This is a genomic window from Blastococcus sp. SYSU DS0828 (assembly GCF_054050975.1).
In genome coordinates this window covers 127,169-143,734 of record NZ_JBJHAK010000007.1, presented here as the reverse complement: position 1 = coordinate 143,734, position 16,566 = coordinate 127,169, and the positions used below count along the sequence as shown (strand labels likewise).

The 16,566-nt window shown below is 74.6% G+C and carries 20 protein-coding genes; 15 read left to right on the top strand and 5 right to left on the bottom strand.

Translation table 11 applies throughout. The features are described from left to right. Window positions 1-33 precede the first annotated feature (33 nt). From mshA to ACI79Q_RS08135, 4 genes are all read left to right on the top strand, one after another. The gene (gene mshA / locus ACI79Q_RS08150; protein WP_456596247.1) at window positions 34-1,371 is read left to right on the top strand and encodes a D-inositol-3-phosphate glycosyltransferase; all 1,338 of its coding nucleotides are present in this window, start codon (window positions 34-36) and stop codon (window positions 1,369-1,371) included. After that, on the top strand, window positions 1,368-1,913 hold the full coding sequence (locus ACI79Q_RS08145; protein ID WP_456596248.1) for a YbjN domain-containing protein: 546 nt from the start codon (window positions 1,368-1,370) through the stop codon (window positions 1,911-1,913). Before mshA ends, ACI79Q_RS08145 begins: the two co-directional genes overlap by 4 nt. After that, window positions 1,910-3,502: an MFS transporter gene (locus ACI79Q_RS08140; RefSeq protein WP_456589155.1), complete on the top strand. Its 1,593-nt coding sequence runs from the start codon at window positions 1,910-1,912 to the stop codon at window positions 3,500-3,502. The genes ACI79Q_RS08145 and ACI79Q_RS08140 overlap by 4 nt, the downstream gene beginning before the upstream one ends. Window positions 3,503-3,693: 191 nt before the next feature. Next, window positions 3,694-4,452, top strand: a complete 759-nt coding sequence (locus tag ACI79Q_RS08135; RefSeq protein WP_456589154.1) for a phosphoglyceromutase — start codon at window positions 3,694-3,696, stop codon at window positions 4,450-4,452. Between the two features lie 149 nt (window positions 4,453-4,601). On the opposite strand, the gene phoU is transcribed toward ACI79Q_RS08135, so the two are convergent. Continuing rightward, window positions 4,602-5,270, bottom strand: coding sequence for a phosphate signaling complex protein PhoU (gene phoU / locus ACI79Q_RS08130; RefSeq protein WP_456589153.1), 669 nt, complete (start codon window positions 5,268-5,270; stop codon window positions 4,602-4,604). A 167-nt stretch (window positions 5,271-5,437) separates the two neighbouring features. Here phoU and ACI79Q_RS08125 point away from each other — a divergent pair, with 167 nt between their 5' ends. Further along, a complete protein-coding gene (locus ACI79Q_RS08125; protein WP_456599587.1) occupies window positions 5,438-6,640 on the top strand; it encodes a sensor histidine kinase in 1,203 nt (400 codons plus the stop codon). Further along, window positions 6,637-7,326, top strand: a complete 690-nt coding sequence (locus tag ACI79Q_RS08120; RefSeq protein WP_456589151.1) for a winged helix-turn-helix domain-containing protein — start codon at window positions 6,637-6,639, stop codon at window positions 7,324-7,326. The genes ACI79Q_RS08125 and ACI79Q_RS08120 overlap by 4 nt, the downstream gene beginning before the upstream one ends. A 65-nt stretch (window positions 7,327-7,391) precedes the next feature. Here ACI79Q_RS08120 and ACI79Q_RS08115 read toward each other — a convergent pair whose 3' ends face one another. Together ACI79Q_RS08115 and ACI79Q_RS08110 are read right to left on the bottom strand one after the other, a co-directional pair. Then, window positions 7,392-7,580, bottom strand: a complete 189-nt coding sequence (locus tag ACI79Q_RS08115) for a DUF3072 domain-containing protein (RefSeq protein WP_456589150.1) — start codon at window positions 7,578-7,580, stop codon at window positions 7,392-7,394. A gap of 10 nt (window positions 7,581-7,590) precedes the next feature. Continuing rightward, window positions 7,591-7,809: a hypothetical protein gene (locus ACI79Q_RS08110; protein ID WP_456589149.1), complete on the bottom strand. Its 219-nt coding sequence runs from the start codon at window positions 7,807-7,809 to the stop codon at window positions 7,591-7,593. A gap of 81 nt (window positions 7,810-7,890) precedes the next feature. Here ACI79Q_RS08110 and ACI79Q_RS08105 point away from each other — a divergent pair, with 81 nt between their 5' ends. After that, window positions 7,891-8,994 carry a GlxA family transcriptional regulator gene (locus ACI79Q_RS08105; protein ID WP_456589148.1) on the top strand — a complete coding sequence of 368 codons (1,104 nt, stop codon included), beginning with the start codon at window positions 7,891-7,893 and terminating at the stop codon, window positions 8,992-8,994. Here the strand turns inward: ACI79Q_RS08105 and ACI79Q_RS08100 are convergent. Further along, window positions 8,878-9,696, bottom strand: coding sequence for a hypothetical protein (locus tag ACI79Q_RS08100; RefSeq protein WP_456614512.1), 819 nt, complete (start codon window positions 9,694-9,696; stop codon window positions 8,878-8,880). The two genes, ACI79Q_RS08105 and ACI79Q_RS08100, sit on opposite strands and share 117 nt — an antisense overlap. A gap of 86 nt (window positions 9,697-9,782) precedes the next feature. On the opposite strand from ACI79Q_RS08100, the gene ACI79Q_RS08095 reads away from it, so the two are divergent. Together ACI79Q_RS08095 and ACI79Q_RS08090 are read left to right on the top strand one after the other, a co-directional pair. Beyond that, window positions 9,783-10,727, top strand: a complete 945-nt coding sequence (locus ACI79Q_RS08095; protein WP_456589146.1) for a Ppx/GppA phosphatase family protein — start codon at window positions 9,783-9,785, stop codon at window positions 10,725-10,727. Further along, window positions 10,727-11,524 (top strand): hypothetical protein, encoded by a 798-nt coding sequence (locus tag ACI79Q_RS08090; protein ID WP_456589145.1) that lies wholly within the window; start codon window positions 10,727-10,729, stop codon window positions 11,522-11,524. Before ACI79Q_RS08095 ends, ACI79Q_RS08090 begins: the two co-directional genes overlap by 1 nt. Before the next feature lie 7 nt (window positions 11,525-11,531). On the opposite strand, the gene ACI79Q_RS08085 is transcribed toward ACI79Q_RS08090, so the two are convergent. Next, window positions 11,532-12,098: a type 1 glutamine amidotransferase domain-containing protein gene (locus tag ACI79Q_RS08085; protein ID WP_456589144.1), complete on the bottom strand. Its 567-nt coding sequence runs from the start codon at window positions 12,096-12,098 to the stop codon at window positions 11,532-11,534. 59 nt (window positions 12,099-12,157) lie between these two features. Between ACI79Q_RS08085 and ACI79Q_RS08080 the strand changes: the two genes are divergently transcribed. From ACI79Q_RS08080 to ACI79Q_RS08055, 6 genes are all read left to right on the top strand, one after another. Continuing rightward, window positions 12,158-12,421 (top strand): hypothetical protein, encoded by a 264-nt coding sequence (locus ACI79Q_RS08080; RefSeq protein WP_456589143.1) that lies wholly within the window; start codon window positions 12,158-12,160, stop codon window positions 12,419-12,421. Further along, entirely contained in the window at window positions 12,418-13,236 is an 819-nt protein-coding gene (gene proC, locus ACI79Q_RS08075) for a pyrroline-5-carboxylate reductase (RefSeq protein WP_456614511.1), read from the top strand. The genes ACI79Q_RS08080 and proC overlap by 4 nt, the downstream gene beginning before the upstream one ends. Before the next feature lie 330 nt (window positions 13,237-13,566). Continuing rightward, complete coding sequence (locus ACI79Q_RS08070; RefSeq protein ID WP_456589141.1) at window positions 13,567-13,920, top strand: helix-turn-helix domain-containing protein; 354 nt, start codon at window positions 13,567-13,569, stop codon at window positions 13,918-13,920. Window positions 13,921-14,298: 378 nt separating this feature from the next. After that, window positions 14,299-14,397: a 30S ribosomal protein bS22 gene (locus tag ACI79Q_RS08065; RefSeq protein ID WP_012854759.1), complete on the top strand. Its 99-nt coding sequence runs from the start codon at window positions 14,299-14,301 to the stop codon at window positions 14,395-14,397. Between the two features lie 10 nt (window positions 14,398-14,407). Next, window positions 14,408-15,514 carry an NAD-dependent epimerase/dehydratase family protein gene (locus ACI79Q_RS08060; RefSeq protein WP_456599590.1) on the top strand — a complete coding sequence of 369 codons (1,107 nt, stop codon included), beginning with the start codon at window positions 14,408-14,410 and terminating at the stop codon, window positions 15,512-15,514. Continuing rightward, the gene (locus ACI79Q_RS08055; RefSeq protein ID WP_456599591.1) at window positions 15,507-16,418 is read left to right on the top strand and encodes a lysophospholipid acyltransferase family protein; all 912 of its coding nucleotides are present in this window, start codon (window positions 15,507-15,509) and stop codon (window positions 16,416-16,418) included. The genes ACI79Q_RS08060 and ACI79Q_RS08055 overlap by 8 nt, the downstream gene beginning before the upstream one ends. The last annotated feature ends 148 nt before the right edge of the window (window positions 16,419-16,566 follow it).

Genomic DNA, 16,566 nt, shown 5'->3' with positions numbered 1-16,566 from the left:
CGGGGCCCTCGCAGAGCAGAGCGGAGGTCCCTCGTGCCCGCTCGCCGCTTCCCCCGGGCCGGCCGCCCGGCGCGCGTGGCGACGCTGTCGGTGCACACCAGCCCGCTGGACCAGCCCGGTGCCGGTGATGCCGGCGGCATGAACGTCTACATCGTCGAGGTGTCGCGCCGGCTGGCCGCCCAGGGCATCGAGGTCGACGTCTTCACCCGCGCCACCTCCAGCGAGCTGCCCCCGGTGGTGGAGGTGACCCCCGGCGTCACCGTGCGGCACGTCAGCGCCGGGCCGTTCGAGGGCCTGGGCAAGGAGGAGCTGCCCGCCCAGCTCTGCGCGTTCACGGCCGCGGTGCTGCGCGCGGAGGCCCAGCACGAGCCGGGCCACTACGACGTCGTGCACTCGCACTACTGGCTCTCCGGGCAGGTCGGCTGGCTGGCCCGCGACCGCTGGGGGGTGCCGCTGGTGCACACCGCGCACACCCTGGCCAAGGTCAAGAACGAGGCGCTGGCCGCGGGCGACCGCCCCGAGCCCCGCGCCCGCGTGATCGGGGAGGAGCAGGTGGTGGCCGAGGCCGACCGGCTGATCGCCAACACCGACGAGGAGGCCCGCCAGCTGGTGCGCCTCTACGGCGCGGACCCCGCGCGCACCCTCGTCGTCCCGCCGGGGGTCGACCTCGACCGGTTCCGGCCGGGCAGCCGGGCGGCGGCCCGCCGCACGATCGGCGTCCCGGACGACGCCGTGGTGCTGCTGTTCGTCGGGCGCATCCAGCCGCTCAAGGCTCCCGACGTGCTGCTGCACACCGCGGCCCGCCTGCTGGCCGACGACCCGGCGCTGCGCTCCCGGCTGCAGGTGCACGTGGTCGGTGCGCCCAGCGGCACGGGCCTGGACGCTCCCCGGCAGCTCGAGCAGCTGGCCCGCTCGCTGGGCATCGGCGACGTCGTCCGCTTCCACGCGCCGCAGCCGCCCGCGCGGCTGGCCGAGTTCTACCGGGCCGCGGACGTGACGGTCGTCCCCAGCCACAACGAGTCCTTCGGCCTGGTGGCGCTGGAGTCGCAGGCCTGCGGCACCCCCGTCGTCGCGGCGGCCGTGGGCGGCCTGCCGACGGCGGTGCGCGACGGTGTCTCCGGTGTGCTGGTCGACGGCCACCGGGCCGACGACTACGCCGCCGCGGTGCGCTCGGTCCTCGCCCGCCGGGAGCTGCTGGCCGCGGGCGCCGGCCGGCACGCGGCCGGCTTCTCCTGGGACCGCACCGCCGACGCGCTCGTCGACGCCTACGTCGCCGCGGCCGCCGACATGGCGGCGCCGCCGGCCCGCCCGGTGCGCGACCGCCGGGGTGGGCCGCTGCGGGCCCTGCCCGGGATGGGGGTCGCGCGGTGAACCGGACGATCGAGGAGCTCGACGCCGTCATCGACCGGACCCTGCGCGACAGCGAGCTGGTGCACGAGCACCCGAGGCCGGGCACGTGGCTCGTGGAGCTGCCGGGGACGAAGAAGCTGAAGACGGTCTGCGGGCTCATCGTCGGGGACCACGCGCTGCGCGTGGAGGCGTTCGTCTGCCGCCAGCCCGACGAGAACCGCGAGCAGCTGTGGACCTACCTGCTGCAGCACAACGCCCGCATGTACGGCGTCTCGTACTCGATCGACTCCGTCGGCGACGTGTACCTGACCGGCCGGCTGCCGCACGCCGCCGTCACGCCCGAGGAGCTCGACCGGCTCCTCGGGGCGGTCCTCAGCTACGCCGACGACCACTTCAACACCATGCTCGAGATCGGGTTCGGCACGTCGATCCGCCGCGAGTGGGAGTGGCGGGTCAAGCGCGGGGAGTCGCTGCGCAACCTGGAGGCGTTCGCGGCCTTCGCCGACCCCTCGCGCCGCCCGGCCGCGGGAGGGCGGGGCGCCGACCCGGCGCCCGGGGCGTGACGGCGACGGACAGGTCGCAGCCGGGTGCCGAGGCACCCGGCGAGGGCGCGGGGCCCGGCTACGCCCGCCGGTGGTGGGTGCTGGCCACCATGACCGTCTGCCTGCTCGTGGTGATCATGGGCAACACGATCCTCAACGTCGCGCTCCCGACGCTGCAGCGGGAGCTGGAGGCCAGCCAGGGCGAGCTCCAGTGGGTCGTCGACGCCTACATCCTCGTGTTCGCCGGCCTGCTGTTCACCTGGGGCGTCATCGGCGACCGGATCGGCCGCCGGCGGGTGCTGCTGATCGGGCTGGGCATCTTCGCCGTGGGGTCGGTGTTCGCCGCGCTGAGCGACAGCCCCCTGGAGCTCATCGCCTGGCGGGCGGTGATGGGCATCGGCGGGGCGGCGGTCCAGCCGACGACGCTGGCGGTCATCACCAACGTCTTCCCGCCCCGCGAGCGCGGGCGCGCCATCGGCGTCTGGGCGGGGACGGCCGGGATCGCCGTCGCCGGCGGCCCGCTGGCCGGGGGCGCGGTCCTGGAGCACTTCTGGTGGGGCGCGGTCTTCCTCGTCGGCGTCCCCGTGGCGGCGCTGGGCATCGTCGCCGTGCTCGCCTTCGTCCCGGAGTCGAGGGACCCAAACCCCGGCCGGCTGGACGTGCCGGGCGTGCTGCTGTCGATCGTCGCGCTCGCCGGCCTCGTCTACGGCATCATCCACGGCGGCGGGGGAGCGGGGTGGACGACGCCGGGCGTCCTCGTACCCCTGCTCGGCGGTCTGGTCCTGCTGGCCGTCTTCGTCTGGCTGCAGCGCAGGTCGGCCCACCCCGCGCTCGACGTCTCGCTGTTCCGCAACCCGGCCTTCTCCGCCGCCGCAGCAGCCCTCGGCCTGAACTTCTTCGCGCTCCTCGGCGCGACGTTCTACCTGGTGTTCTACCTGCAGGGCGCGCGCGGCTACTCGCCGTTGCAGAGCGGCGCGGCGCTGATCCCGGTCGCGCTCGGCATGGCGCTCATGGCGCCCCGCAGCTCCGGGCTGGCCGAGCGGTTCGGGGCCAAGGCCGTCTGCGCGACCGGCTTCCTGCTCATCACCCTGTCGTTCCTCGGGGTGCAGCTGCTCGACCTCACCTCCCCCGTCTGGCTGCTGCTGGTGGTGCTCTCCGTGCAGGGGCTCGGCATGGGCGCGGTCATGGCCCCCGCGACCGAGTCGATCATGTCCGTGGTGCCGCGGGAGAAGGCCGGCGCCGGTGCCGCGGTCAACAACTCGGTGCGGCAGGTGGGCGGCGCCCTGGGCGTCGCGATCCTGGGCTCCCTGCTGGCCGCCACCTACTCCGCACAGCTGGGGTCCGTGGCCGACGGGCTCCCGGCCGGTGCGCGCGACGACGCCCGGCAGTCGGTCGTCGCCACGCTGGACGCCGTGCGCCGGGCGCAGGCCGAGGGGACGCCGGAGGTCGCGCGGGCCGCGACCGCGGTGATCGAGCCCGCCCGGGAGGCGTTCGTCACGGCGATGCACCTGACGGCCATCGGGACGGCGGCCGCGACCCTCGTCGCGGCGGTGGTGGTGCTGCTCTGGCTGCCGGGCCGGCCGAGACGGGTGTCCTCGGCCACGCAGTGACCCGATAGCGCAACGGAGTGTTGACGAGGGTGCGCCGCACCGGTGCCCGGCCGCGGCGCGGCCCTCGCCGTGCCCACGGGCAGCGAGGAGGTCACCGCGGCGGTGTGCTGGGCGCGCGACGGCGAGCGGGAGCTGGCCCTGGCCTGACGGCCCTGCTGCCCGTGGCGGCGGCGTCGGGCAGGATGATCGCCGTGACGACCTCGACGGGAACCCTGGTGCTGCTCCGCCACGGCGAGAGCGAGTGGAACAAGGCCAACCTCTTCACCGGCTGGGTGGACGTGCCGCTCACGGAGAAGGGGCGCGAGGAGGCTGCCCGCGGCGGACGGCTGATGGCCGAGCACGGGCTGCTGCCCGACGTCTCGCACACCTCGCTGCTGCGCCGGGCGATCATGACCGCTGAGCTGGCGCTGCACGAGGCCGACCGGCAGTGGATCCCGGTGCAGCGCTCCTGGCGGCTGAACGAGCGGCACTACGGGGCGCTGCAGGGCAAGGACAAGGCCGCCACGCTCGCCGAGTACGGCGAGGAGCAGTTCATGACCTGGCGCCGCTCCTACGACACCCCGCCGCCGCCGATCGAGCCGGGCAGCGAGTACAGCCAGGACGGCGACGCCCGCTACTCGTTCCTCCCGCCGGAGGCGCGCCCGGCGACCGAGTGCCTGGCCGACGTCGTCGTCCGGATGCTGCCGTACTGGTACGACGCGATCGTGCCGGACCTGCGGCTGGGGAAGACCGTGCTGGTCGCCGCCCACGGCAACAGCCTGCGCGCGCTGGTGAAGCACCTCGACGACATGGGGAAGGACGAGGTCGTCGGCCTCAACATCCCGACCGGGGTGCCGCTCCGCTACGACCTCGACGACGACCTGCGGCCGGTGAAGCCGGGCGGCGAGTACCTCGACCCCGACGCCGCGGCGGCCGCCATCGAAGCCGTCAAGAACCAGGGCAAGCGCTGACGGGCCGGCCCCGCAGGGGTCGGTGAGGAAGCGCGGGAGCCGCCCCCTGCGGGCGCTGCGACGGAGGGGGAACCCGGGGAAGTCCCCGGGAAGTCGGCAGCGCCGGGCTCAGCCCAGCAGGGAGCGGCTCCAGACCGCGGTGCCGTTCGTCAGGACGACGATGCGGTCGCCTCGGACTCCCAGCGCTCGCCGGTGACCAGGTAGCAGACCCGCCGGGCCACGCTGACCGCGTGGTCGGCGAAGCGCTCGTAGTACCGACCCAGCAGCGTGATGTCGATGGCCGACTCGATGCCGTGCGGCCAGGTCTCGCTCAGCAGCTGGCGGAACAGGCCGCGGTGGATCTGGTCCATCGCGTCGTCGTCGGTCTCCAGCTCCCGCGCCGCCTCGATGTCCCGCTTCGCGATCACCGTCGCCGTCTTCGCGATGAGCAGCTCGGCCACGTTGCCGGCCTCCAGGAAGGACGGGCGCACCTCCTGCGGCACCGCGTGGTCGGGGAACCGCATGCGCGCCACCTTGGCGATGTGCGCGGCGAGGTCGCCCATGCGCTCGAGGTCGGCGACGATCCGCATGGCCGCCGTGATGGTCCGCAGGTCGCCGGCCACCGGCTGCTGGCGGGCGAGCAGGGTGAACGTGCGCTGCTCGATGCTCTCCCGGGTGGCGTCGATCTGGTCGTCGCCGGCGATGACCCGGTCGGCCAGGGCGACGTCGGCGTCGAGGAGCGCCGTCGTGGCGGTGCTCATCTGCGAGCCCACGGAGTTGGCCATCTCCACCAGGCAGGTGTTGATGTCTTCGAGTTCCTCGTGGTAAGTGTCCCGCACGGTCGTCCTCTCGTCGTGATTCCCCGGCGACGGTAGGCGCGCCGGGGACCGTTCCGGCCGCTGAGGGGTGAACTCCGGCCCTATCGCCGGTGAACACTGACCCGTCCGAGCGGTGAACCTCTTGCCGGATCATGGTGCCCGGCCCCGGCACACCTAGCATCTGGGCCGTGAGTCCACTGGTCGCCCTGGTGGTCGGCCTCCTCCTGGGTGGGGTGGTGGCCGCCGCCATCATCCTCCGTTCCGGCCGCGAGCTGGGGCGCCGCCCCCTCGACGGGGCGGCCGTCGCGCTGCCCGAGGACGTGCTGGCTCGGCGGCTGGTGGAGCTGATGGATCCGGCGGTCGTGGTGGTCGGCATCGACGACGCCGTGCTCCTGGCCAACCCGGCGGCCCGGGCGCTGGGCATCGTGCGGGGCACCCGGCTGCTGGTGCCCGAGCTGCTGACGCTCGCCCGGGCGGTGCGCGGCGGGGGCTCCCGCCGCGTGGACGTCCGGCTGCCCGGTGACGTGGTCGGCGGGGGGCCGCGGCTGGTCGGTGTGCACGGCGTGCGCCTCGACGGCGGCACGACCCCGCCGCCCGGCCCGGTCGCGCTGGTGCTCCAGGACGTCACCGAGGCGCGGCGGGTGGAGGCGGTGCGCCGCGACTTCGTCGCGAACGTGGGGCACGAGCTCAAGACGCCGGTGGGGGCGCTGGCCCTCCTCGCCGAGGCCATCGAGGGGGCGGCCGACGACCCCGAGGCGGTGCAGCGCTTCGCGGCCCGGATCACCCACGAGGCCGACCGGCTGGGTCGGCTGGTGCGGGAGCTGATCGACCTCTCCCGGCTGCAGGGCGGCGAGCCGCTGCCCGACCTGGTGCCCGTGGAGGTCGACCGGGTGCTCGGCGAGGCGGTCGACCGCACACGCACCGCCGCCCGCGCCAAGGAGTTGGAGATCGTGGTCGGCGGGCAGCATGGGCTGGTGGTGCGCGGGGTGGAGAGCCAGCTGGTCACGGCGGTGACCAACCTGCTGGCCAACGCGGTGGCCTACAGCGAGGGCAGGAGCCGGGTCGCGGTTGCCGCCCGGGCGCGGTCGGGGTTCGCGGAGATCGCCGTCACCGACAGCGGCATCGGCATCCCACGCGCGGACCGGCACCGGGTGTTCGAGCGCTTCTACCGGGTGGACCAGTCCCGCGCCAGCAGCACCGGGGGAACCGGGCTGGGCCTGGCCATCGTCAAGCACGTCGCCAGCAACCATGGTGGTTCGGTGACCGTCTGGAGCGAGGAAGGGCTGGGCTCGACGTTCACCCTGCGCATCCCGCTCGCCGGCCCCGCCGAGAACCCGGCGGCGGAGTCGTCCGTCCCCGCAACGCAGAAACTGGAGAGCGAGACCCCATGAGCCGAGTCCTGGTCGTCGAGGACGAGGAGTCCTTCTCCGACGCCCTGTCCTACATGCTGCGGCGGGAGGGCTTCGAGACCGTCGTGGCCGCCACCGGGCCCGATGCGCTGGAGGAGTACGACCGCGGCGGCGCCGACATCGTGCTGCTCGACCTGATGCTCCCCGGCCTGCCGGGCACCGAGGTCTGCCGGGCGCTGCGGTCCCGCGGCAACGTGCCGATCATCATGCTCACCGCGAAGGACGCCGAGATCGACAAAGTCGTCGGCCTCGAGCTCGGTGCCGACGACTACGTGACCAAGCCGTACTCGGCGCGCGAACTGGTCGCGCGCATCCGCGCGGTGCTGCGCCGCCGGGGCGAGGCCGCGGAGGCGGCGCCCGTCGAGGGCGGGGTGCTGACCGCCGGGCCGGTCCGGATGGACGTCGAGCGGCACGTCGTCGCGGTCGACGGGGAACAGGTCGCCCTCCCGCTGAAGGAGTTCGACCTGCTGGAGTTCCTGCTCCGCAACGCCGGCCGGGTGCTCACGCGGGCCCAGCTCATCGACCGGGTGTGGGGATCGGACTACGTCGGCGACACCAAGACCCTCGACGTCCACGTGAAGCGGCTGCGGGCCAAGCTCGAGCCCGACCCCGCGAACCCGAAGTACCTGCTGACGGTGCGGGGTCTGGGCTACAAGCTGGAGGCCTGAGGAAGGACACCCGTCCTCCCCACCCCTCGCACGCTCGGGGTGGGACCCGGGACGGGGCCGGGGTCCTACGACTTCAGGTCGTCGATCTTCTTCGAGGCGTCGGCCTTCGAGATCTCCTCCGGGATCTCCTCGTCGGTGCCCCGGGCGAGCGTCTCGAGGTAGCTCTTCTGCGCGCCCGTGGCGGGCTCGTCACCGGTGACCCACTCGTCCGGGTCCTTCTCGGTGGTCTGGTCCGCGGCGTTCGGTTCGCTCATGTGTTCGATCCTAGGCCGGGTGCAGCTCCCTCGCCTCCCGGGCGGGTGCGGCGGCGCGCGCGGCCCGGGCGGCCTCCCAGCGGCGGCCGGTCCGGTACGCGTGCACGGCGCCGCAGGCGGGGCACTCGACGTGCAGCGCGATGTGCGTCGGGTGGTTGGTGACCGACCGGATCCGCCGGTCGGCGACCAGCTCGTCGGAGCGGGTGACGGGGCAGGTGATCAGCAGCATGCCGGCAGCCTGCGCCGGTCGGGCCGGCGGGACGAGTGGCAGGAACGACCGACATCGCATGGTTTCTGCCATCATCTGCGCATGCCCAGCACCGCGCCCGGCACCGGCGCCGCTCCCGTCGTCGTCAGCGCCGTCGTGGCCGACGGTCTCGTCGGCAGCTTCGGGGTGGGGGTCGCCGCCGAGGTGTTCGGCTACGACCGCCGCGCCCTCGGCCTGCCCGTCTTCGACTTCGGGCTGGTCACCGAGCGGCCCGGCGTGCTCCGTACCGACACCGGCATCCCGATCGTCGTCGAGCAGGGCCTCGACCGCCTGGCGCGCTCCGGCATCGTGCTGATCACCGCCTGGGAGGTGTTCGAGGAGGACCCCTCGGCGGAGCTGCTGGACGCGCTGCGGGCCGCTGCCGCCCGCGGCGCGATCCTGGTGAGCCACTGCACCGGGGCCTTCGTGCTCGCCGCCGCCGGCCTGCTGGACGGGCGGCGGGTGACCACGCACTGGAAGTACGCCGGGGAGCTCGCCGCGCGGTTCCCCGCTCTCGACGTCGACCCTGCCGTCCTCTACGTCGACAACGGGCAGGTGATCACCGGTGCGGGGACGGCGGCCGGCGTCGACGCGCTGCTGCACCTGGTGCGCCGCGAGTGGGGCGCGACAGCGGCGAACGCGCTCGCCCGGGAGATGGTCGTCCCACCGCACCGCGACGGCGGTCAGGCGCAGTTCGTCGACGCCCCGGTCCCCGCCTGCTCCGACGACCTGCTGGGCGTCGTCCTGGAGTGGGCCGGTCGGCACCTCGCCGAGGACCTGTCGGTCGACGTCCTGGCGCGCCGGGCCCTGATGAGCCCGCGCAGCTTCGCCCGGCGGTTCAAGGCCACGACCGGGACGACGCCGCACGCCTGGGTGCTCGCGCAGCGGCTGGCGGCGGCCGAGGAGCTGCTGGAGAACAGCGATGCGCCCGTCGAGGAGATCGCCCGGCTGGTGGGCTTCGGGACCGCCGCCGGGCTCCGCGAGCAGTTCGCCCGCCGGCGCGGGGTCTCCCCGCGCTCCTACCGGCAGACCTTCCGGACCGGCGGGGCGTCACGCGTCGGGGCGCCGCCGGTGCAGCTGGAGGGGTACCGGCCCGGCGAGCGCCGGGCTGGCGGGGTGCGGGGCGATCAGGCCCAGGTCGAGCCGGAGCTCGGCCAGCCGGCGTAGCTCCTCGTAGGCCGGCGCCCCGAGCAGCGCGACCAGCTCCGCGGCGTAGGTCTCGACCAGCGGCTCGGGGGAGACGTGCGCCGTCGGGGAGCCGGTGCACCACCAGTGCAGGTCGGCACCCCCGGGCCCCCACCCGCGCCGGTCGAACTCACCGATCGTCGAGACCAGCACCCGCGTGCCGTCGGGGCGGTCCACGTGCTCCTGCTCGCGGCGGACCGGCAGCTGCCAGCACACGTCCGGCTTGGTGGTGAGGGGGTGCAGGCCGGTGCGCAGCGCCATCCGGTGCAGCGCGCACCCCGTGCCGCCGGAGAACCCCGGCCGGTTCACGAAGACGCAGGCGCCGTCCACCACGCGGGTCCGGAGCGACCGGGTGGCGTCCTCGTCGTCGGCGCCGTCCTCCTCGGTCCACGCGCCGCGCCCGATCGGGGCGAGCTGCCAGTCCTCGCCGGTGAGGTCGGCCACCGCGGCGGTCACCCGGTGCAGGTCGTCCTCGTCGGTGAAGAAGGCCCCGTGGCTGCAGCAGCCGTCGTCCGCCCGGCCCTCGACGACGCCCGCGCAGCCCCGGCCGAAGACGCACGTCCACGCCGACGTCAGCCAGGTCAGGTCCGCCCGGACGACGTGCTCGGGGTCGGCGGGATCGGGGAACTCCACCCACTCGCGGGGGAAGTCCGGGTCGACCTCGTCGGGAGGCTCGTTTCGCACCGGGCCAGCCTAGAAGGCCCCCCGCGGCCGCACGCCTCGCTCCGCTCGGCGCGAGCCTCTGGAGGGGGCCAGGCAGAATCGCTCGCATGCGGTTGGGTGTGCTGGACGTCGGATCGAACACCGTGCATCTGCTGGTGGTGGACGCCCACCGCGGTGCGCACCCCACGCCGATGCACGACGACAGGTCGGTGCTCCGGCTGGCCGAGCACGTGGGGCCCGACGACGTGCTGTCCAAGGCGGGGGAGAAGGCGCTCCTCCAGGCGGTCCAGGACGCCCGCGCGCAGGCGGAGGCGCAGCGCTGCGACGAGTTCATGGCGCTGGTCACCTCGGCCATCCGCGAGGCGGCCAACGGCCTGGAGGTGCTGGACCGGGTCCAGCGGCGCACCGGTGTGGAGCTGCAGGTGCTCAGCGGCGAGGAGGAGGCGCGGCTGACCTTCCTCGCCGTCCGGCGCTGGTTCGGCTGGAGCGCCGGCCGGCTGCTGGTGCTCGACATCGGCGGGGGCTCCCTGGAGCTCGCCGCGGGCATCGACGAGGACCCCGAGGTGGCCCTCTCCCTCCCCCTGGGGGCGGGCCGGATGACGCGGCGGTTCCTGCCCCGGGCGGAGGAGGGTGGACGCCCCGACCTCGCAGCCCTGGACGAGCTCGCCGCGCACGCCGCCGACCTGCTCGGGCCGGCGGCGGAGAAGATCGCCGCGGCCGGTCCGCCGGACCTGGTGGCCGCCACGAGCAAGACCTTCCGCACCCTCGCCCGGCTCGCCGGGGCCGCGCCGTCGGGCGCCGGGCTGCGCGTCCCCCGGGAGCTGACCGCGACCGGGCTGGGTCAGCTGGTCGGCTTCGTCTCGCGCATCGGCTCGTCGGCGCTGGCCGAGCTGCCGGGCGTGTCCGCCGCGCGGGCGCACCAGGTTCCCGCCGGTGCGGTCGTGGCTGCCGCTACTCTGCGTGCGCTCGACGTACCGTCCGTGCGGATCTGTCCGTGGGCGCTGCGCGAGGGAGTCATCCTGCGCAGGCTGGACTCGTTGGGAGGCGCGTGATGGCCGAGCCGGACTGGAACCCGGACACGGGAGGTCGCTCGCTCGCCGAGATCCTGCGGGAGGCAGGCATCGAGTCCGCCGCCCGCACCGCCCGCCGTCGCCGGGTCGAGGACGAGGACGACACCGGGATCCGCCAGCGCCGCGCGGACGCCGGTGTCGACCGCTCCGGGTACGGCCGGCGGCGCAGCGACGCGCAGCTGCCGGAGCCGGCCCCGGCGCGCAGTCACGGGGCCCGGGCGTCGGGCCGGGCCGCCGACCCGGTGACCGCCGCGATCCCCGGCCTGCGGCCGGACCGCAAGCCCGGGGTGCCGCACCCCTCGGGTCCGGTGCCGCCGCTGCGGCGGCCCGCCGAGGCCGCCGGCGCGCAGCGCACGGCCACGCGCCGGCCCGCCCGCGAGGCATCGGTCACCGACGCGCCGGCCACCGAGAAGTCGTCCCGCGACGGCGTCCCCTCGACCGGGCCGATCCCGGTCGTGCGGGCCGGCGACCCGGACGCCGACCTGGACGTCACCCCGCGGGAGAGCGCGCTGGCCTGGCTCCGGTTCGCCGGCGAGCTGGTCATCGCCCTCGCGGCCGGGGTGGGCATCTACTTCGCGGCCACGGTGCTGTGGGAGATGATCCCGCACCTGGCGGTCTTCCTCGCCCCGCTCGCGGTCGCCGGCCTGGTGAGCGGGGTCAACGTGTGGCGGGAGCGCCAGGGCGCCGAGCCGGTCGGCGCCCGGCTGCTCGCCGTCCTGGTGTTCGCCGGGACCCTGCTGACCATCGCCCCGGCGGCCACCCTCCTCGCGACGTCCTGATCCGCCGTCAGGCGTCGGCCGGCTCGGCGTCGCGCGAGGCCGCGAACTCCTCGACGATCGCCGCCCCGAACGCGTCCAGGTCGTCGGGCTTGCGGCTGGTGATCAGGTTCCCGTCGACGACGACCTCCTCGTCCACCCAGTTCGCGCCCGCGTTGCGCAGGTCGGTCTGCAGTGACGGCCAGGAGGTCATGCGCCGGCCGCGGACCACGTCGGCCTCGATCAGCACCCAGGGCGCGTGGCAGATCGCCGCCACCGGCTTCCCCGCCTCGAAGAAGGCCTTGACGAAGGTCACCGCGTCGGCGTCGGCGCGCACGAAGTCGCCGTTGATCACGCCGCCCGGCAGGACCAGCGCCGCGTAGTCGTCCGGGTCCGCCGACCCGAGGTCGGTGTCCACCGTGCGGTGCTCGCCCTTGTCGATGTGGTCGTAGGCGGTGATCGTGCCGGTCGAGAACGACACCAGCTCCGGCTCGGCACCGGCCTCCTCGAGCGCCTGCCAGGGCCGGTCCAGCTCGACCTGCTCGACACCGTCGGTGGCCAGCACGGCCACCCTCATCCCGTCCAGTTCTCCTGCCATGACGGCGGCGCTACCCGGCGCCCTGAGCCGGCACACGCCGGAGCACTACGGTTTCGGGCGTGCCCGTCCACCCGCGCCGCCGGTTCCCCGGTGGGCCCGCTCGCTGCCCGGTCGTCGTGGTGGCCGGCGACGGGGGACCGGCCGTCGCGTCCGTCCAGCCGCGACCGATCGCCATCACCGGAGAGCGCGCGGCCGGGAGCGGCCGCGCGCCCGAGAGCTGGGAGCACGTCATGCCCTGGGGAGAATCGACCGAGGACCGCCGCCTACCGGCCGCCGGCTGCGCCGTCCGCGCGCAGGTGCCCGTCGCGGGTGGGCGGTCGTGACGGCCACCGGCCGCCGCGGCCTGGCGATCATCGGCGGCGGCAAGATCGGTGAGGCGCTGCTCTCTGGCCTGGTCCGGCGCGGCGGGGCCGACGGGATCCTGGTCGTCGAGCGCAGCGCGGAGCGCGCCGCGGAGCTGACCGGGCGCTACGGCGTGCCGGCGGTGTCGCTGGCCGACGCCGCGGCCCGGGCGCGCGTGCTCCTCCTCGCGGTGAAGCCGCAGGACATCGACACGCTCCTCGGCCTGGTCACCGAGCACGTCGACACCGGGCACCTGGTCGTCTCGGTCGCCGCGGGGGTGCCCACCGCGCGGCTCGAGGCCGCGCTGCCCCCCGGCGTCCCGGTGGTGCGGGTGATGCCGAACACCCCGGCGCTGGTGGACGAGGGCATGAGCGTGCTGTCGGCCGGTGCGCACGCGGGTGAGGAGCACCTGGACGAGGCGGAGGCCCTGCTGGCCGCCGTCGGGCAGGTCCGCCGGGTCCCGGAGTCGCAGCAGGACGCCGTCACCGCGCTGTCGGGCAGCGGGCCGGCGTACTTCTTCTACCTGGTCGAGGCGATGGTGGACGCCGGCATCCTGCTGGGCCTGCCCCGCGCGCTGGCCGCCGACCTCATCGTGCAGACGGCGCTGGGCGCGGCGGTGATGATGCGCGACTCGGGGGAGCACCCCGTCCAGCTGCGCGAGGCGGTGTCCAGCCCGGGCGGCACGACCATCGCCGCGATCCGGGAGCTGGAGAAGCACGGCGTCCGTGCGGCGCTGATGGCGGCCATCGAGGCGGCGCACGCCCGTTCTGTGGAGCTGGGTGCCGACAAGTCCTGACGTCGACCCGGTAGGACGCAGTGCCGGCGCCTTCCCGAGTCGACAGATCGACCGGACGGTGCGTGAGCGGGCGAACACGCTAGTGCACGGAGGCGAGGAAGTGGGCGACGCTGCGTCACCGAGTTCTCACCGTGTCGCGAAACGCGCCGAAACGCGTGTGCACCGTGTTGCATAGGTGTAGTTCTGCCTAGGACGGACCGGTCCGCCTGTTCGTTTCAACCATCGCTTCCGTCACGCACGCCCCCTTACTCTCAGTACCAGCGCGTGCGTGTTCAGTTGCCGGTGGGGAAGCCGGCGCCACGACACGAGCTAGGTTCCGGAGACGAAGACATGACCATGCCCCAGCGCCACGCCGCTCACGCTGCCGCCACCGTCGTCCGTCCGGGGATGCCCGTCCCCCGCCCGATGGGCCGTCCGATGACGGCCGCCGCCATGGGGCGCCCCGTCCCCGCGCAGCACCCGGCCGCCATGCCGATCGGTCGCCCGGCCGTCCCGGCCCCCCGCGCCGCCGTCACCTTCCTGACCGTCGCCGAGGTCGCCTCGATGATGCGCGTCTCCAAGATGACCGTGTACCGCCTGGTCCACGCCGGTGAGCTCGCCGCCGTGCGCGTCGGCCGCTCGTTCCGCGTGCCCGAGCGCGCCGTGCAGGACTACCTGCGCGACGCCTACACCGACATCGCCTGAGAGAGCGCCGGCGACAACGTCGTCGCCTGGGAGAGGGCCCCGTCCTCCTCACCCCTCGCGGGCTCGGGGTGAGCCTCCGGACGGGGCCGAGGGCCGGCTCCACCCGACGGGAGCCGGCGCGCGGCTGTGGTGTCGCCCTGGTGACCCTGCCGGGATTCCCGGGTGGGGGTGCGGGCCGGCTCTGCGCGACAGGGCCGGCAGCCGCCCGCGACGGCGCCCGGAGGATGACGGCGTCAGCCGCAGCGTCGCCCGGGGGTGACCGTGCTGCAGCGTCACCGCGGGGCGGCTCGGGTACGCTCGGTCGCCGGGCGACACCGGGATGCGGTCCCGCTGTCGCGTGCGAGCTGATCATCTAGCGACGAAGTCGGGAGCACACACGTGGGTTCGGTCATCAAGAAGCGGCGTAAGCGGATGGCTAAGAAGAAGCACCGCAAGCTGCTGAAGAAGACGCGCGTCCAGCGCCGCAACAAGAAGTGAGCTGAGGCTCGTGCCGCCCGCGGTCGTCCTCGTCACCGGCGTGAGCCGGTGGTTGGGCGGCGCGCTGGCGGCCGAGCTCGCCACCGATCCGCGCATCCAGCGGGTCATCGGCGTGGACACCGTCCCGCCCTCCCCGGCCATGCTGCGCCGGTTGGGCCGTACCGAGTTCGTGCGGGCCGACATCCGCAATCCGCTGATCGGCAAGGTCATCGCGACGGCGTCGGTCGACACCGTCGTGCACATGAACATCAGCTCGACGCCCGCCGGCTCCGGTGGACGGGTGCCGATGAAGGAGCTCAACGTCATCGGCACGATGCAGCTGCTCGCGGCCTGCCAGCGGGCGCCCTCGGTGCGCCGGTTCGTGCTGAAGTCGACCAGCGCCGTCTACGGCGCGTCCTCCCGCGACCCGGCCGTGTTCACCGAGGCGATGCAGGCCCGGCAGGTGCCCTCGGGCGGGTTCGCCAAGGACAGCGTCGACATCGAGGGCTACGTGCGCTCCTTCGGCCGCCGGCGTCCCGACGTCGACGTGGCCGTCCTGCGCTTCACCAACTTCATCGGTCCGCGCATCGACTCGCTGCTCACCGGGTTCCTGCGCATGCCGCTGGTCCCCACCGCCCTGGGCTACGACGCCCGCGTGCAGCTGCTGCACGAGGACGACGCGCTGGCGGTGCTCACCCGCGCCACCGCGGGCGACTTCGTCGGCACCGTCAACGTGGGCGGCGAGGGCACCCTGCTGCTCTCGCAGGCCATCCGCCGCCTCGGCCGTGTCGAGGTGCCGCTCCCCTCACCCGCGCTGGGGTCGGTCGGGCGCCTCTCGCGCCGGTTCGGTTTCGTCGACTACTCCCCGGAGCAGATGCGCTTCCTCAACTTCGGCCGGGTGGTGGACACCACGGTGCTGCGCACCTCCTTCGGCTACACCCCTCGCTACAGCACGGCAGCGGCGCTCGCCGACTACGCGCGCACGGTCACCCCGCTCCTGGACCCCGCTGCGGTCCGGGCGGTCGGCGGGGGGCTGCGCTCGGTGCTGGGCCGCCTCGGCGACACCGCCTCGGCCGTCGAGCAGCGGCTGCGCCCGGCCCCACCGGCGCCGGACCTCCGGGCGGTGCGCGATGCCTGAGGCCCGGGTCATCCGGCTGCGTCCCGACGAGGACGAGCCGCGCGTGGCCGCGCCGTCGGCACCGCCGGGCTGGGAGGAGCAGGTCGTCGGCGGGATCGACTTCCTGGAGCGGCGGCTCACCGGCGAGTACGAGACCGACGAGTTCGGCTTCGACCCCGACCTGGCCGATCACGTGCTGCTCCCCATGCTGCGCCCGCTGTTCCAGAAGTGGTTCCGCGTGGAGACCTTCGGCCTGGAGAACGTGCCGGCCGACAGCGGGGCGCTCGTGGTGGCCAACCACTCCGGCACGCTGCCGGTGGACGCGCTCATGACGACCGTGGCGCTGCACGACGAACACCCGGCGAACCGCCGGTTCCGGCTGCTCGGTGCCGACCTCGTGTTCGAGCTGCCGGTCGTGGGCGCGCTCGCCCGCAAGTTCGGCGCGACCCTGGCGTGCAACGAGGACGCCGAGCGGCTGCTCACCAGCGGCGAGCTGGTGGGCGTCTTCCCCGAGGGCTTCAAGGGCATCGGGAAGCCGTTCCGGGAGCGGTACACGCTGCAGCGGTTCGGCCGGGGTGGCTTCGTGTCCGCCGCACTGCGCACCGGGGCGCCGATCATCCCCTGCGCGATCGTGGGCGCCGAGGAGATCTACCCGATGATCGGGAATGCCCGGACCGCGGCGCGGCTGCTGGGCCTGCCGTACGTCCCGATCACCCCCACCTTCCCGCTGCTGGGCCCGCTGGGCCTGGTGCCGCTGCCCTCCAAGTGGCTGATCGCCTTCGGGGCGCCGATCGAGACGGCGTCCTACGGACCGGCCGCCGCGGAGGACCCGATGCTGGTGTTCAACCTGACCGACCAGGTGCGGGAGACCATCCAGCACTCGCTCTACCAGCTGCTCCTGCGCCGCAGGAGCGTCTTCAGCTGAAGGCCCTCGTCAGGGGCCCGCGCCGAGCGCGCGGGGCGTGCCCTGGGGTGAGGTGCTGGAACGGCCCTCGTCAGGGGCCCGCGCCGAGCGTGCGGGGCGTGCCCTGGGGTGAGGTGCTGGAACGGCCCTCGTCAGGGGCCCGCGCCGA

Coding starts and splice junctions, on each gene's coding strand:
- ACI79Q_RS08105 (WP_456589148.1), top strand. CDS start 7,891: ATGCCCAGCACCGCGCCCGGCACCGGCGCCGCTCCCGTCGTCGTCAGC.
- ACI79Q_RS08070 (WP_456589141.1), top strand. CDS start 13,567: ATGACCATGCCCCAGCGCCACGCCGCTCACGCTGCCGCCACCGTCGTC.
- ACI79Q_RS08115 (WP_456589150.1), bottom strand. CDS start 7,580: ATGAGCGAACCGAACGCCGCGGACCAGACCACCGAGAAGGACCCGGAC.
- ACI79Q_RS08085 (WP_456589144.1), bottom strand. CDS start 12,098: ATGGCAGGAGAACTGGACGGGATGAGGGTGGCCGTGCTGGCCACCGAC.
- ACI79Q_RS08095 (WP_456589146.1), top strand. CDS start 9,783: ATGCGGTTGGGTGTGCTGGACGTCGGATCGAACACCGTGCATCTGCTG.
- ACI79Q_RS08110 (WP_456589149.1), bottom strand. CDS start 7,809: ATGCTGCTGATCACCTGCCCCGTCACCCGCTCCGACGAGCTGGTCGCC.
- ACI79Q_RS08055 (WP_456599591.1), top strand. CDS start 15,507: ATGCCTGAGGCCCGGGTCATCCGGCTGCGTCCCGACGAGGACGAGCCG.
- ACI79Q_RS08120 (WP_456589151.1), top strand. CDS start 6,637: ATGAGCCGAGTCCTGGTCGTCGAGGACGAGGAGTCCTTCTCCGACGCC.
- ACI79Q_RS08090 (WP_456589145.1), top strand. CDS start 10,727: ATGGCCGAGCCGGACTGGAACCCGGACACGGGAGGTCGCTCGCTCGCC.